The organism is Peribacillus sp. Hz7, from assembly GCF_042136355.1.
GTDB lineage: Bacteria > Bacillota > Bacilli > Bacillales > DSM-1321 > Peribacillus > Peribacillus asahii_A.
In genome coordinates this window covers 154,353-170,765 of sequence record NZ_JBHHJV010000007.1, presented here as the reverse complement: position 1 = coordinate 170,765, position 16,413 = coordinate 154,353, and the positions used below count along the sequence as shown (strand labels likewise).

Below are 16,413 nucleotides of genomic sequence, written 5' to 3'. Positions count from 1 at the left end.
TAATTTCATATGATATATAATCTAATAATTTCACTGAAAGCATTTGGTTAGATTCTTCTATTTTAGACTTCGTTATATGTAGAAAGAGAAGGTGAGCGAATTCACCTTCTCTTTAGTTATATGTTTTATTGTTTAAACATGAAGGTTGAGAAAGCTGCTTGCATTCTCGGAATGCGAAATGATGGCAGCCTATGCATTGGTTCGTGTTTAATTGGGTTAGTGCATAGTTAATAGCTTCTCCGGTATGTTTGAAGAAATACTCTTCTCCAATTTCCTCTAGTAATTTATTTTTTTGTAACGTTTCTTTTAACGTTGATGTAGCCCCTGAAACTAGTACAGTTCCTCCAGAATTATGAATCTCTTTTACGATGTTTCGGAAAGTAGCTTCTCCAGTTGTATCCATAAACGGTACTTTACTAAGTCGCAAAATTAACACTCGTGGTTTCCCTTGCAGTGTGTTCAGTATGTTTTTTTCAAACGTTTGCGCTGCTCCAAAAAAGAGAGGTCCCTCGATTGTATAAATACTCACTTGTGGACAATCATGCTGATCATTTACAACATGGGGCAACACTTTACTTTGCTTATTATGATGATCTGGCAGTACTTTTTCTGTTATGAGCTGCTTGCTCATTTGGTTGACAAATAATAGGATGGCTAAAATAAGGCCTACTTCAACAGCTACAGTTAAGCTTGTAAATACAGTTAAGAGAAAAGTTAAAAGCAGAACAAGAGAATCTCCGGTTTTCTGTTTAAGTAAGTGGGCGAAATGTTTTCGTTCACTCATATTCCAAGCGACAATCATTAAAACAGGAGCCATGCTTGCCAGAGGAATCGCCGAAGCATACGGAGCGAGCAATAACAAAGTGAATAAAACAAAGACGCCATGAATGATACCAGACATCGGAGAGACGGCACCGCTTTTAATATTTGTAGCTGTTCGGGCAATGGCTCCGGTAGCCGGAATACCCCCGAAAAAAGGCGTGACGATATTGGCAACTCCTTGCCCGATTAGTTCGCGATTACTATTATGCTTACTGTTTGTCATGCCATCAGCGACAACAGCTGACAGTAGAGATTCAATAGCTCCTAAGGCAGCAATGACAAAAGCGGGAGCAAGCAATCGTTCAATTCTTTCCCAAGTTATATCAAGCATTCTGAATTGTGGAAGTGCATTAGGAATGCCTCCATAAACGGTTCCGATCGTTGGAACTTGTTCAGCAAAGAAGATAGACGCAACGATACTCGAAACAATTAATCCGGCTAAAGAGTTTGGTACTTTTGGTAGAAGTTTGGCTGTGCCTAGAATCACAGATAGACAGATGAGTGCTGTTATAATGCTATAGACATTTATAGTATCTACATGAAGGATAATTTCTTTCATATTTGCGATAAACTGCTCATGCTTTTCAATGCCTGTTAGTCCTAAAAAGTTGGCGATTTGCCCAGTGAAAATAATCACTGCAATTCCTGCAGTAAAACCAATTGTAACGGGGAGCGGGATATATTTGATTAATGTACCGAGCTTAAACATACCCATGAGACATAGCATGATCCCCGCTAATAATCCAGCTAATAGCAAGTCTGCATAACCATAGGCAAGAACAATGCCTAATAAAATAGGGACAAAAGCTCCGGTTGGTCCGCCAATTTGGTATTTGGAACCACCGAGTAGAGAAATGAGAATCCCAGCAATAATGGTTGTATAAATTCCATACTCTGGATTCACTCCAGAAGCAATGGCAAAAGCCATAGCGAGTGGAATAGCAATAACGCCAACAGTTATACCTGAGAGGATATCTTTTTGAAAATCGACTGATGAATAGCCTTGAAATCTCCCTGTAAATTTAGTTCTCACAGTATGCCCCTTCTTTTCTGTTCAATAGTTTTATTGTTCACTCTTTTCTGTCTCATCCAGTTCGTCTTCCAATATGGAAATGGTATCAATTAAATGATTATTATAAATTTCTTTAGCGATAGCGAGTAAGTCAGCAATTTTTGGATCACGAAGCGAATAAATGACCTTTTTTCCATCCTTCGTACCTACAACAATATTTTTTGCTCGAAGAACACTTAACTGTTGTGAAACAGCTGAGCCTTCGCTTCCCAAACTACTTTGAATTTCATTAACACTTTGATCTCCTTCGGTTAATAATTCAAGGATTTGAATGCGTAACGGATGTGCTAACGCCTTAAAAAATTCTGTTTTAAATCGCTGCATATGATTCTCCATTTCTTTATGAATATAAAATCAACATATTCAAATATTTGAATATGTTGATTTTACTACATTTTGTAAATAACATCAATGGGTTGTAAATTTTTACATATCGACTTTGGTATAAAAAAACCCTATAAGTAGACGGTAATATGGTGATCCATATTCCGTTTACTTATAGGGGATTGTTTTGTATCTAAATTAAACTTACGCACTTTTTTGTATAGGTGGTTCCTGCTCAAGTTTACGCTTATTAGATAGCCATTTGAAAGGAAATGCACAATAATCGACTATTTTTCCTTCGATTAGTGGTTTCGTCAGCACAGTGACAGGTTTAGAGCTTAGTATGAGCACAAGTAAAATCGCATACATCGGCAGCTGTAAATAATGCCAGATTGTTGTAAACTCTTCTGGATTGATGACGTATACGTATAGTGTTCGAACGATTGCTCCGTGAAGGATATAAATATAGGCTGTTTTTCGTCCTAAGTTTGTAAAGAATGTCTTTTTGGTTGGTACAAAGGATAAGAACGCAAAGCCTACTAAAAGTGAAAATGAATAAAACATGGCCCGTTTTAAGCCGATATACCATTCTTCATGTCCATTTGCAATATAGGAACGGTTTGCTCCTAACCAAGATTGAACTTCGGCTGGTGGAAATTGAGATACAATAAACCAAACTACTACAATAAAAACAATACCTAGTAATTTAGAAGACTTCTTTTTAACGATTTCAAAATGTTCTTTCTTCAAATAAAACCCTAACATAAAGAAAGGAAAGTAGGTAAAGGTTCTTTGAATATTAAAATAATGTCCAGCACCTTCGATATATCCGATTCCAATTCCAAAAATAAAAGCGAAAAGGAGTGGATGCTTTAAATTAGAGAAAATAAATAAAAGCATTTTCCACATAAATAAACTGAATATAAACCATAAAGTAAATTGTGGCTGGAAGAAGTCATAAGTGAATATGCTTTTGTCATATAATAAGTAATAGTAATATGCAAAAATTACTTGAAATAGTAAATAAGGTACAAGGATTGTTTTCGCCGTTTTTTCAATGTAACCAGGCCGATTAAAGCCCTTGGATAAAAAGCCTGTAATAATGATGAGGGCAGGCATTCTAAGCAAAGAAAGAAAGTTGTTTAATTCGAAGATAAACCAATGATGATGTTTTACTTGCACGATAAAGTGACCAAATACAACTAGAAATACGAGAATAAATCTAGCGTTATCCAAAAAAGGGTCACGTTCCTTGACAATACTAATACTTAACATCCCCTTAATTTTTATATATTTACAATCTTAGCTCGCAATGTTAATTTTAATCAATAAAAAAAGACTTGGAAAAGTCTTAAGTGAAAATACAGAGCCAGTATTGTTTCGAAGTTATTTAAATATAATTATAGCTTATTTCAAATATATTTCAAATATATTTCAATGGAATCGCTAGTAAAAGTAGATAGGAATTTCCTCTCGTTTTGATAGGGGGGACTCATTTGAATTTCTGAATAGAGGAATTTTCTCCTCAACAATTGTTTAAATGGTGATAAAAAACGCCTCTAGCAAAAAAGCTGGAGGCGTTGTTATGTAAAAAAATAGTCCCCGACTACCCGATGTTTGATTGTGGTAAATGAAGATAACTGAATAAAGAGGGGGCAATATTCTAGTGACTCATATTTACACAAAGCATCAATCATTTCTAATGGGTACAGAGAAAGTCGGGGTGACATTGTATGCTTGTACAATGTCTAAAAGGTGTACGATTTTAAAGATCGTACGTACTTATCAAAATTCATGAGATAATAATGAAAATCATTATCAATTAGAATTTTATCTCGTTTTTCTTTTTTTGTCAACAGATGTGTTGGAAATTTTTTTTATAAAATAGAAGAGCAGCTAAATCGTGTTAAAATTTTAATGCAAATTGTATAATTGGAACAATTAACAAAAGGTTTTCAGATTTTTGGAAAATAAAATACATAATGGATGTTCAAAAAGGGTGAATCGATGATAAAACTATTTAAATATTTGAAACCATATCAACTATTCATCGGGCTTGCTCTCTTTTTTCTATTCGTTGAACTTGGAGTAGAGCTCGTACAGCCGTTGTTAATGGCAAAAATTATTGATGAAGGAATTATGCAGAAAGATTTATCGGTCGTTGTTTTTTGGGGCTCTATCATGATGGGGATGGCGCTGTTTTCCTTTCTTGGAGGAATTGTTAATTCTTTTGCTGCTTCACATGTTGCTCAAAGTTTTGGTTACGATGTTCGAAAACGTTTGTTTGAAAAAGTGCAAGCCTTTTCATTTTCTAATTTGAATAAATTTGCTGCTTCTTCGTTAATTACGAGATTAACGAATGATGTAACAATGATTCAAAGTACAGTATTTATGGGCCTTCGCATTATGCTGCGTGCCCCGCTAATGGTCATCGGCGGGGTTGTAATGGCGCTTTTCGTCCATGTTCAGTTAGCGCTTATTTTAGTCATTATGATTCCCGTTCTTGTGTTCTTTTTAGTATGGATGATGAAGCGAGCGATGCGTTTATTTAAAGGTGTACAGGAGAGATTAGATCAAGTAAATAGTGTAATACGTGAGAACTTGATGGGAATGAGAGTCATTAAAGTGTTTCTGCGAAAAGATCATGAGGTGAAGCGTTTTGCTGCAGCAAGTGATGAATTAAAAGAGAAAACAACTGTATCTCTACGATTCATTGAAACGACGATACCAGTATTAATGCTCGTCATGAATGGCGGAATTCTCTTTATTATTTGGCTGGGCAGTGAGTATATTTCGACTGGCGATATTCAAGTCGGAGAGGTAGTTGCTATTGTCAATTATGCAATGAGAATTACAGCTTCCCTCTCTATCTTATCTTGGTTAATGACAGTAGTTGCACGAGCGAAGGCATCCGCAGACCGTGTGAATGACATAGTAGATACAGAAATCGATCTTCTTGATGCGAAGGAAACGGGTTATATAGAGGGGAAATATGAAGGAAAGATACAATTTGATTCGGTCTCTTTTCGTTACCCAGGAAGTGAAGCACTTGTATTAAAAAATCTTTCGTTTACCGCTGACCCGAGAGAAACGGTAGCGATTATGGGGACGACAGGATCTGGGAAAACCTCATTATTTCAATTGATTCCTCGGCTTTTTGATATTGAGTCTGGGTATATTTATTTGGATGATGAAGAGCTTACGCATATACCGCTTCATACGCTTCGAAAGCAAATTGGCTATGTGCCGCAAGAGGCTGTCCTTTTTTCAGGATCCATCCGAGAGAATATTGCGTGGGGCAAGGAAGAAGCTTCTATTGAAGAAATTATGTTGGCAGCCAAACATGCGCAAATTCATGAAACCATTATGCAATTACCTAAGCGATATGAAACAACTTTAGGCCAGAAAGGCATCAACCTTTCTGGTGGACAAAAACAACGTCTTTCAATTGCTCGTGCCCTTGTTCGAAATCCCCAAATTCTCTTGTTAGATGATAGTACAAGTGCTCTGGATTTAAAAACAGAGGGAAAGTTGCTTCATGCATTAAAAGGGTATAGCTGTACGACGCTTATTATTACTCAAAAGATTAGCACAGCGATGGAAGCGGATAAAATCTTATTGTTAGACGAAGGGGAGCTGATTGCTATAGGGACACATACGCAATTAGCCGAGACGAATGCTCTTTATCAAAAAATTATTCAATCCCAGTTCGGAAAGGAGGGATTGCGATTTGAGGCCAAAAGCTAAGGTGAAAAAGCCGGAAAATTGGTTTCCGACGGTAAAGCGTATTTGGGGTTATTTGCGTGAAAGGAAAAAAGGCATTGTATTTGTCTTACTTATGGTTATTGCAAGCTCTATGCTCGGTTTATTAGGACCTTATCTGGTAGGGGTCGCGATTGATGAATATATTGTAACGAAAGATGGGAGCGGGCTTTTGCTTTTATTGTGCAGTTTGCTTGGTGTTTATGTATTCTATTCTCTTTCAACATGGCTGCAAAATTATTGGATGATTGGGATAGCTCAACATACGGTTTACCGGATGCGGAGCGATTTGTTTTATCAATTTCAATTACTGCCGATTTCCTTTTTCGATAAACGAAAGCATGGCGAACTGATGAGTCGTGTTACGAATGATATGGAAAATGTTAGTTCTACGTTAAATAGCTCCGTTATTCAGATTTTTTCTAGTGTGTTGACGCTGGTTGGAACGATTGGAGTAATGCTATGGTTAAGTCCGTTATTAACATTGCTAACGCTTACGATTGTGCCGCTTATGTTCTACGGCATGAAGTGGATTACCAATCGAACAGGAAAGCTATTTAAAGAGCAGCAGAGCAGCATTGGTGAATTAAATGGATTTATTGAGGAAACCATTTCTGGACAGCGGATTGTCAAAACGTTTTCTCAAGAAGAGAAGGTTATTGGAGAGTTTTTAGAAAGAAGTGAAAGATACAAACGTTCTTCCTTTTGGGCACAATCTTACTCGGGGTTAATTCCTAAGTTGATGAACTTACTAAATAACCTTAGCTTTACGATTATTGCAGCAATTGGTGGATATCTGGCGTTAAAGGGTGTTGTTTCAATTGGGGTTATTGTAATCTTCACGGAATATTCCAGACAGTTTACTCGTCCATTGAACGAATTAGCCAATCAGTTTAATACATTGTTATCGGCGATTGCAGGTGCAGAGCGAGTATTTGAAGTGTTAGACGAACGAGAAGAGGCACAAGATGAGAAGGAGGCTAGTGTTCTCCGACATGTGACAGGGAAAGTAGAGTTTGAACAAGTCTCTTTTTCCTATGAAAAAGAAGGGAATAATACGATTAAAGATGTAAGTTTTCATGCTAATCCAGGGGAAACAATTGCACTTGTTGGACCGACAGGAGCGGGAAAAACGACGATTATTAATTTACTATCTCGTTTTTATGAGGTGCAAAGTGGACGTATTATGGTAGATGGACAGGATATTAGTAATATAACAAGAGTTAGCTTGCGCTCTCATATGGGCTTTGTTCTGCAAGATTCGTTTTTATTTCAAGGAACGATTCGTGAAAATATTCGATTCGGACGTCTAGAAGCAAGTGACACAGAGGTCGTTGAGGCTGCTAAACTAGCTAATGCACACTCTTTTATTATGAAGTTGCCCGATCAATATGACACAGTGCTGAAACAGGATGATAGTGGAATTAGCCAAGGACAGCGACAGTTGTTATCGATTGCACGAGCGATTCTAGCAAATCCAACAATTTTAATTTTAGATGAAGCAACAAGTAACATCGATACAATAACAGAAGTGAAGATTCAAGAAGCGTTGGAACACTTAATGGAAGGAAGAACGAGCTTTGTCATTGCTCATCGCTTAAATACTATTCAACAAGCTGATCAAATTCTGGTGTTAGAAAAAGGGTGTATTATTGAAAAAGGCTCGCATAGAGAATTGTTAGAAGTAAAAGGGTTTTATTATGAGTTGTACCATAGTCAATTAAAAGGAGATAAGATTGGTTAACTTTTGCATGCTATTCAGGGAAAAGGCTGAATAGCATGTTTTTTTATGAACAAATCCAATTTGTTGCATATAAAAGAAATCGGTTACTTATAATTCAGAATAGAAAGATAATTACATGATGGATTCTTGTATGTTACATAGCTAATCATCAAAGGAGGTGGGCGGATGGTTCACGCGACCTTTCTTTCTTAAGCATCTAATTTTTTTTCAAAAATGATGAAGAGGGGTTGAAGGAGAATGAAAGCGCTTAAATCGTTGATTATTTGGGGAATTGTATCGGCTATAGGAGCGTGGAGTTTTGCAGCAATCGCCTTAAACCGAGGAGAAAGTATTAATGCTATTTGGCTTATAATAGCAGCTCTTAGTGTATATGCAGTTGCCTATCGTTTTTATAGTAAGTTTATTGCTAGAAAAGTGTTTGAATTAGATGATAATAGGAAAACGCCTGCAGAAATCCATAATGATGGGAAAGATTATGTACCGACGAATAAATGGGTGTTATTCGGTCATCACTTTGCTGCGATTGCTGGTGCAGGTCCGCTTGTCGGCCCCGTTTTGGCAGCACAAATGGGGTATTTACCTGGAACGATTTGGCTTATTGTTGGGGTTGTTTTGGCGGGAGCTGTACAGGATTTTATTATTCTATTCGGATCGATGCGTCGTAATGGTAAGTCGCTTGGAGAGATGATTAAAGAGGAAATGGGGCCAATTACGGGTTTAATCGCAATGGTAGGCATTTTAGGCATTATGATTATTTTATTAGCGGTCCTTGCTCTCGTAGTGGTAAAAGCTTTAATTGGTAGTCCATGGGGGATGTTCACGATTGCGGCAACGATTCCGATTGCGGTTTTTATGGGAATCTATATGCGTTATATTCGGCCGGGACGAGTCGGAGAAGGTTCGATTATCGGTATTATTCTATTAATACTCGCTTTATACTTTGGTCAATACGTGTCAGAAAGTGAAACGCTAGCGCCATTATTCACATTTAGTGGTGAAACGATTGCAATCATGATGATTATATATGGATTTGTAGCATCTGTTCTCCCGGTTTGGCTGTTGCTTGCTCCGCGTGATTATTTAAGTACATTTTTAAAAATTGGGACGATTATCGGTTTAGCATTAGGGATTTTATTTGTATTACCGGTGCTTGAAATGCCAGCTGTAACTCAGTTTATCGATGGTACGGGTCCTGTATTCTCCGGTAACTTGTTCCCGTTCTTATTTATTACAATCGCTTGTGGAGCCGTATCGGGTTTTCACTCTCTTATTGCTTCTGGAACAACACCGAAAATGATTGAACGTGAATCGCATGCTCGTCCAATTGGTTATGGTGCGATGCTAACGGAGTCGTTTGTTGCAATTATGGCCATCATTGCAGCTTGTGTAATAACGCCAGGTATCTACTTTTCTTTGAATAGTCCAGCTGCCGTCATTGGAACGGATGCAGTGTCAGCGGCAACGACCATTTCTGAATGGGGGTTTGTCATTACCCCGGATGATATTACGACGCTTGCCGATGATGTAGGAGAAGAAACAATTCTATCGCGTACGGGCGGGGCACCGACATTTGCGATTGGAATGGCTTATATTTTTTCAGAAATCATTGGCGGGAAGGCCTTGATGGCTTTTTGGTATCATTTTGCGATTCTCTTTGAAGCCTTGTTTATTTTGACCACGGTAGATGCGGGGACGAGAGTGGGCCGTTTTATGATTCAAGATATTATCGGAACGGTTTATAAGCCGTTTAAGAAAACAGAAAAGTGGCTTCCAAACGTAATAGCGACCTTCTTATGTGTATCTTTGTGGGGATATTTCCTCTATCAAGGGGTTATCGATCCTCTTGGAGGGATTAATACTCTTTGGCCGTTATTTGGGATTGCCAATCAAATGTTGGCTGCCATTGCTCTCTTACTGGGGACAACGGTATTGTTTAAAATGGGAAAGAAAGCGTACACATGGGTTACACTTGTACCGACAACTTTCTTATTAGTGATTACGATGACAGCCGGTTGGCAAAAGTTATTCCATAAAAATCCTGCGATCGGTTTCTTAGCACATGCGAATAAATTTAAAGACGCTTATGATAATGGGGAAGTGCTTGCACCAGCAAAAGATTTGGCTCAAATGAAGCAAGTCATTATTAATGATTATGTCGATGCAGCATTATGTGCAATTTTTATGATTGTGGTAATTACAGTTTTAATTTCGGCGATTAGATTATGGATTAAAATATTAAAGAATCAAAAAATTGATTCACATGAAACGCCTTACGTCTCACGAACATGAGTGGGGGAATGAAGAATGGTAAAGAAAATAGTCAATATGTTACGTTATCGTAAGCAGTTTATTAGTTTGCTTGTCGGTGTTCCGAGTTATGAAACATATGTGGAACATATGAAAGAACATCATCCGCACGAACCGATTAAAAGTCGTAAAGTATTTTTCTGTGAAGTACAAGAAGAACGATATAACGCAAAGGGTGGCAAAGTATCTCGTTGCTGTTAATAAAAGTATGAGGAAGGGTCCTCCGTTGTGAGGATTCTTTTTTTTTGCCTATTTTTGGCGTTGAGATAGGCCTGACATTCTTTGAAATATATTTTCGTGCATGATAATGGGAAATTTAGCAGCGGAGGAATCTAAGTGGTATGGCATTATAAATGGTTTAATATAATACATGTAATAAAAAATAACATTTACGAAAAAAATTAAATAAATGTATTGAATTTTTAGAAAATTAATCATATGATATATTATATAACACTATATGTAAGGAATATTAACATAAAGGGGAGAGGGAATTATGCAATTAGCAGATTCGGTATTTATGTTTGTTGCTACAATGTTAGTTTGGTTAATGACTCCAGGAATTGCCTTATTCTATGGAGGAATGGTACGAAGTAAAAATGTGCTAAGTACAGCAATGCATAGTTATATGCCAATGGCTGTTATTTCTCTTCTTTGGGTAGTTATTGGATACTCGCTTGCATTTTCTCCAGGAAATACTTTCATCGGTGGACTAGATTGGGTCGGATTAAAAGGGGTAGGTTTTGAACCTGGACCGTATAGCGACACAATTCCTCACAGCTTATTTATGTTATTTCAAATGACCTTCGCGGTTTTAACCGTTTCGATCATCGCTGGCGGCGTTGCTGAGCGTATGAAATTTTCAGCCTTCTTAATTTTTTCAATTTTATGGTCGTTGTTTGTATACGCTCCGGTTGCACACTGGGTATGGGGCGGCGGCTGGTTACACGCAATTGGTACAATCGATTTTGCTGGCGGCAACGTTGTACACATTTCATCTGGTGTAGCTGGTTTAGTATTAGCGATTATGTTAGGGAAACGTAAAGAATCCGTAAATAGTTCTCCGCACAATCTTCCGTTAACATTTCTTGGTGCCTCACTAATTTGGTTTGGTTGGTACGGATTTAATGTAGGAAGTGCTCTTACACTTGATGAAGTAGCTATGAATGTATTTGTAAACACAGCGGTTGCGGCAGCGGCTGGGATTATTGGTTGGTTAGTTGTCGAAAACATGATTAATAAAAAGCCAACGATGCTTGGAGCGGTATCAGGGGCTCTTGCAGGTCTTGTAGCAATCACACCAGCTTGTGGATTTGTCACTCCTTCAGCTTCTATTATTATTGGTCTTATTGGCGGGGCATTATGCTTCTGGGCTATCTTCTCATTGAAATCGAAATTAGGCTATGATGATGCCTTGGATGCTTTTGGATTACATGGAATTGGCGGAACGTGGGGCGGTGTTGCAACAGGATTATTTGCAACAACTTCTGTAAACGCCGGTGGAGCAGATGGTTTATTCTATGGTGATGCTAGCTTATTATGGAAAAGCTTAGTTGCTATTATCGCTACTTATATATTCGTTGCAGTTGTCACATTCATTATTGCGAAAGTTACTAGTATTTTTGTGCCGCTTCGTGTGAATGAGGAAGATGAGTCGGTTGGTCTTGATATTTCTTTACATGGTGAAAAAGCATACCACGAATCAATTTAAAGAAAGGTGATTATATATGAGTGAGATATTAACGAAAATTGATATTATTACCCGGCCGATTAATTTCGAGAAATTTAAAGCGGAGCTTGCGAAAATTGGGGTAAGTGGGATTACGGTATCGGATGTGAAGGGCACCAGTCTTCAAAAAGGCTATATTGAAACATATCGTGGAGTCAATCGAGAAAATTCATTACATGATCGAATTAAAATTGAAATTGTCGTTTGTGAAGTTCCTGTCCAAGATGTAGTGGATGTGACAAGGAAGTTTTTAAGTACAGGAAAACCAGGGGATGGGAAAATATTCATTTATGAATTAGCGAATGTAGTAAAAATCAGCACAGGTGCAGAAGGTTATGATGCACTGAAAGATGAGAAGTAAGCATCTTTTGAAAAAGGAGCGGTCATAATGGGAAGGTTAGTTCGCATTGTTACGGCGAAGAAACAGAAGATTGTTAATACGCTTATAGCAGAGAAGGTGTATGAACCTACGGACCGTTCCTTTTTATTAGACTTACCATTAAAGAATTTAGAAGACCTTTTATTAATTCAAAGGGAATCGATGATTAATCAAGAAAACAATCAAACGTAGAAGGAGCCGTTCTTCTTCCTCTTTAGATGGAAGGACGGTTTTCTTGTTTTACCCATAGAAATTTTTTTGCATTCCGACTATAATGAGTGAAGAAATAATTATTGCGCATTTTTTCTGGTTTTTTCACGTTTTTCGCTTTTTTAACACCATTTTTTGTTTGGTAAATAAAAAAGACGATGGTGTTAATCAAATTTTAGATATAAAACAAAAAAGAACCTTTTTAAATAGACTAAACGAGAAACAAAAGAGTAGGTTGGTGGGATGAAAAAATGGATCGATTTTCAATTGAATCTGTATTAAATATTGTAAATGATTTTTTACCAATGGAGAATGCATCAATTGCTGTGTCTGATGAAAAGCAATTTATTTATTATCAACCGAGTAAACAAATTGACTTAAAGATTCAACCAGGGGACATAATAAATAGCGACACTATAACGTACAAAGCGTTAAGTGATCAAAGAAAGGTTTCTGAGCACGTTGATAATAATAGCTTTGGTATTCCGTATTTCGGAGTTGCTGTGCCGATTATGGACGGAGATAAACCAAAGGGAGTCGTTACAGCTATTCTGCCTTCCAAGCCGCTTTTACTTTCTACATCATTCTTAACCGTGAAAACGAATGATCGTTGGATGCCTATTCCGAATGATGAAATTATGTATTTGGAAGCACAAAATCGAAAAACACGTATTCAGTCGAGTCGTGTCAATGGCTTTCATAAACTGAATTTAAGTGAGCTTGAACTTGTGTTACCAACAGATAACTTCATTAGAGTGCATCGTTCATATATTGTGAATATCCACTTTATTGAGGAAATCTTGCCAGATTTTCATTCAACTTTTTTACTTGTGATGAAGGATAAGTCGAAAATTCAGGTGAGTCAAACATATGCAAGTCAATTTAGACGAGCGTTAGGTTTCTGATTTATTGGCTTTTTTCTTCTTTGTGCCTTAAAAATTCTGGCTTGATTTATTTTTAAGGCCTTTCATTCCAAAATGAATGTGACTCTAACGTTAGATTGTTAAAATGAACAAGTATAGAAAAGCGGAAATGGGGGACTTTTGTATGAACGAAAGCGTTTTCAAGAAAATTCGCAATAAGCAATTTCAAGATAAAATTGTAACTGCCAAGGAAGCTGCTTCATGGATTGAAGATGGCATGGTACTTGGTATGAGTGGATTCACTCGTGCTGGTGATGCTAAAGTTGTTCCAATGGCACTTGTTGAAAGAGCAAAAACTGAACAATTTAAAGTAGACGTATATACTGGTGCTTCATTAGGGCCAGAAGTTGATAAATTTATGGCAGAAGCTGGAGTTATCCGTAAGCGCGGACCGTTCCAAGGTGATGCTGGAATTCGTAACAAAATTAATACTGGCGAAGTTACTTATGTTGACGCACATTTATCTCATAATGCTGAATTAGTTCGTCAAGGAATTATGGGACCAATCGATTATGCAATTATCGAAGCTGCTGCAATTACTGAAGATGGTTTGTTAATTCCAACAACATCTGTAGGTAACTCACCAATCTTCGTTCAAGAAGCGAAAAACATTATCATTGAGTTGAACGTTACTCATCCTGATTCATTAGAAGGTATTCATGATATCTATGTACCTGCTCCACAAGGTGAGCGTGAGGCAATCCCAATGACGAAAGCTTCAGATCGTATCGGAACAATTGGTATTCCATTAGATCCAGCAAAAGTTAAAGGTATTGTAATTTCTGAAGAGCCAGACGCTCCTTCATTAATCGTTCCTCCAGATGAGGAAACGCAAACAATGGCAAACCTTTTATTAGATTTCTTCCGTGGAGAAATTAAAGCTGGTCGCTTAACAAATAAATTAGCTCCACTTCAATCAGGTGTAGGTTCTGTAGCAAACGCGGTATTAGATGGCTTTGCTAATTCTGAATTTGAAGATCTTGAAGTATCTTCAGAAGTACTTCAAGATGCTGTATTCAACTTAATCGATGCAGGTAAAGTTAAATTCGCAGCAGCTACTTCAATTACACTTACTGAAGAGTTACAGAAAAAAGTATATGGCAACTTAGAAGCTTATGCTGATAAAATTTGCTTACGTCCACAAGAAATTTCTAACCACCCAGAAATTATCCGTCGACTCGGTTTAATTTCAATCAATACAGCGTTAGAACTTGATATCTATGGAAATGTTAACTCTACACACGTTTCAGGTACAAGAATGATGAACGGTATCGGTGGATCTGGAGATTTCGCTCGTAACGCTCGTCTAGGTATTTTCGTAACGAAATCTTACGCAAAAGGTGGAAACATCTCAAGTATCGTACCTATGGTTTCACACGTAGACCATACTGAGCATGATGTGGATGTAATCGTAACTGAACAAGGTATCGCTGACTTACGTGGACTAGCTCCAAAAGAACGCGTTGAATTAATCATTAACAACTGTGCACACCCAGATTATCGTGAACAGCTTTGGGCTTACTTCAACGAAGCTGTTGAGAAAACTGGTGGTCATCAGACTCCACACGTTCTTGAAAAAGCATTATCTTGGCACGTTAACCTTGCTAAGAACGGTACAATGAAAGAAGCTTCTCTTCAAGAGCAAAAATAATAGATAAACAATTCGCTATGGCATTTGCTGTAGCGAATTTTTTTTGGACAAGCACGTTATACATTCTGAATTACTAGATAGTATAAACAGATTATGTAGATTTATACAAAGAATGAGAATTCGTTAACACGTTATAAGGTGATTTGGTAAGGCTAATATGGAAAAATAATAATAAAAAATGTTGTCCGTTGAGAAAGTGTGTTACACTGCAATCAGTAATAGAAAAAAGAAATGATATGTTTCTCCATCTTATTGAATTGAGAAAAAATGTGGAGGAGGGGAACTGTTGTTTAAATCAAAACTGCATTTTTGGACCTTTGAGCTGTTGATGATTGCTGTGCTTATTTTTGTAAGTACAAAAATTTCATTTCTATTCGAACCAATAGGTATTTTCATCACAACTTTGTTTTTTCCTATTCTGATTGCAGGGTTTCTATTTTTTCTCTTTAATCCGATTGTGACATTTTTAACGAAAGGGAAAGTACCGAAAGGGTTGGCGATTCTCCTTATTTATGTTGTCTCCCTTAGTTTAATTGGTCTGTTAATTGGTTTATTGGGTCCATCTTTATCGAAACAGGTTACAGAATTGATCAATGATATTCCAGGTTATTTCAATGAGTCTAGGAAATTCATTGAGGATATGTCCGAAACAATGTGGTTTAAGTGGACGATGGAGCAGGATTATGTTTCATTAGAGGAGATTGGGAATACACTTCAAAACTATTTAACGACACTTCCAAGTAATATAACGAATAGTCTTTCATCCATTTTTAGCGTAGCGACGAACATTACATTAGTCATTGTGACAGTTCCATTTATTTTATTTTATATGTTAAAGGATGGACATAAATTCTCGCGTGCTTTATTACGCTTTGTACCAAAAGGATATCGAAAGTCTGGGTTAGTCATTTTAAGAGAGACAATGGAAACATTGGCAACATACATACAAGGTCAACTGCTAGTCTGTTTCTTTGTTGGTGTCGGGACGTTTATTGGGTATTTAATTATTGATTTACCATACGCGATTTTGTTTGCTTTAATATGTGCCATTACCAATATTATCCCATATGTTGGTCCGTTCTTAGGCGGAGCGCCAGCTTTTGTTATCGCGTTAATTCATTCTCCAACGCAGGCTGTTTTGGTGATTGTCGTCATTACAATTGTACAGCAGCTTGATGGAAATTTAATTTCACCACTTGTGATTGGGAAGAAGTTGAACACACATCCATTAACAATTATTATTCTTTTACTTGTTGCTGGCAATCTGGCTGGTATTTTAGGGATGATTTTGGCTGTTCCAACATATTCGGTCGTCAAAACTATCGTTTTAAATATCGTGAAGTTTATAAAACTGCGTAAAAAAGAGCAGGATGAAGAAATATTAGAGTGAATAAAAGCGAGTTCTTATAGGAACTCGCTTTTATTTTTTTATCTGAAAGGTGTGTGAAACCGCGGTTTCACACGCATAGACCAAAAATTGTATAAATCAA

General features: G+C 37.2%; 13 protein-coding genes. 10 read left to right on the top strand and 3 right to left on the bottom strand.

The window, feature by feature from the left end; genetic code table 11:
• Positions 1-112: 112 nt before the first annotated feature.
• The 3 genes from ACE199_RS12065 to ACE199_RS12055 all read right to left on the bottom strand — a co-directional run bounded on the left by ACE199_RS12065 (position 113) and on the right by ACE199_RS12055 (position 3,493).
• Positions 113-1,855 (bottom strand): SulP family inorganic anion transporter, encoded by a 1,743-nt coding sequence (locus ACE199_RS12065; RefSeq protein WP_375350015.1) that lies wholly within the window; start codon positions 1,853-1,855, stop codon positions 113-115.
• A 30-nt stretch (positions 1,856-1,885) separates the two neighbouring features.
• Complete coding sequence (locus ACE199_RS12060; protein ID WP_375350014.1) at positions 1,886-2,230, bottom strand: ArsR/SmtB family transcription factor; 345 nt, start codon at positions 2,228-2,230, stop codon at positions 1,886-1,888.
• A gap of 192 nt (positions 2,231-2,422) precedes the next feature.
• Complete coding sequence (locus ACE199_RS12055) at positions 2,423-3,493, bottom strand: acyltransferase family protein (RefSeq protein WP_375350013.1); 1,071 nt, start codon at positions 3,491-3,493, stop codon at positions 2,423-2,425.
• 732 nt (positions 3,494-4,225) lie between these two features.
• Between ACE199_RS12055 and ACE199_RS12050 the strand changes: the two genes are divergently transcribed.
• The 10 genes from ACE199_RS12050 (at position 4,226) to ACE199_RS12005 (ending at position 16,313) form a co-directional block, all read left to right on the top strand.
• Positions 4,226-5,965 (top strand): ABC transporter ATP-binding protein, encoded by a 1,740-nt coding sequence (locus ACE199_RS12050; protein ID WP_375350012.1) that lies wholly within the window; start codon positions 4,226-4,228, stop codon positions 5,963-5,965.
• The gene (locus ACE199_RS12045) at positions 5,949-7,724 is read left to right on the top strand and encodes an ABC transporter ATP-binding protein (RefSeq protein ID WP_375350011.1); all 1,776 of its coding nucleotides are present in this window, start codon (positions 5,949-5,951) and stop codon (positions 7,722-7,724) included. Before ACE199_RS12050 ends, ACE199_RS12045 begins: the two co-directional genes overlap by 17 nt.
• A 237-nt stretch (positions 7,725-7,961) precedes the next feature.
• Complete coding sequence (locus ACE199_RS12040; protein ID WP_375350010.1) at positions 7,962-10,013, top strand: carbon starvation CstA family protein; 2,052 nt, start codon at positions 7,962-7,964, stop codon at positions 10,011-10,013.
• Positions 10,014-10,028: 15 nt separating this feature from the next.
• The gene (locus ACE199_RS12035) at positions 10,029-10,232 is read left to right on the top strand and encodes a YbdD/YjiX family protein (RefSeq protein WP_119115711.1); all 204 of its coding nucleotides are present in this window, start codon (positions 10,029-10,031) and stop codon (positions 10,230-10,232) included.
• 295 nt (positions 10,233-10,527) lie between these two features.
• On the top strand, positions 10,528-11,742 hold the full coding sequence (locus ACE199_RS12030) for an ammonium transporter (RefSeq protein ID WP_375350009.1): 1,215 nt from the start codon (positions 10,528-10,530) through the stop codon (positions 11,740-11,742).
• 16 nt (positions 11,743-11,758) lie between these two features.
• A complete protein-coding gene (locus ACE199_RS12025; RefSeq protein ID WP_119115709.1) occupies positions 11,759-12,121 on the top strand; it encodes a P-II family nitrogen regulator in 363 nt (120 codons plus the stop codon).
• Positions 12,122-12,148: 27 nt separating this feature from the next.
• On the top strand, positions 12,149-12,331 hold the full coding sequence (locus ACE199_RS12020) for a hypothetical protein (RefSeq protein ID WP_375350008.1): 183 nt from the start codon (positions 12,149-12,151) through the stop codon (positions 12,329-12,331).
• Between the two features lie 269 nt (positions 12,332-12,600).
• Positions 12,601-13,254, top strand: a complete 654-nt coding sequence (locus ACE199_RS12015) for a LytTR family DNA-binding domain-containing protein (RefSeq protein ID WP_252292858.1) — start codon at positions 12,601-12,603, stop codon at positions 13,252-13,254.
• Between the two features lie 142 nt (positions 13,255-13,396).
• Positions 13,397-14,923 carry a succinyl-CoA:acetate CoA-transferase ScpC gene (scpC, locus tag ACE199_RS12010; RefSeq protein ID WP_375350007.1) on the top strand — a complete coding sequence of 509 codons (1,527 nt, stop codon included), beginning with the start codon at positions 13,397-13,399 and terminating at the stop codon, positions 14,921-14,923.
• A 286-nt stretch (positions 14,924-15,209) separates the two neighbouring features.
• Positions 15,210-16,313: an AI-2E family transporter gene (locus ACE199_RS12005; RefSeq protein WP_127758977.1), complete on the top strand. Its 1,104-nt coding sequence runs from the start codon at positions 15,210-15,212 to the stop codon at positions 16,311-16,313.
• Positions 16,314-16,413: the final 100 nt, after the last annotated feature.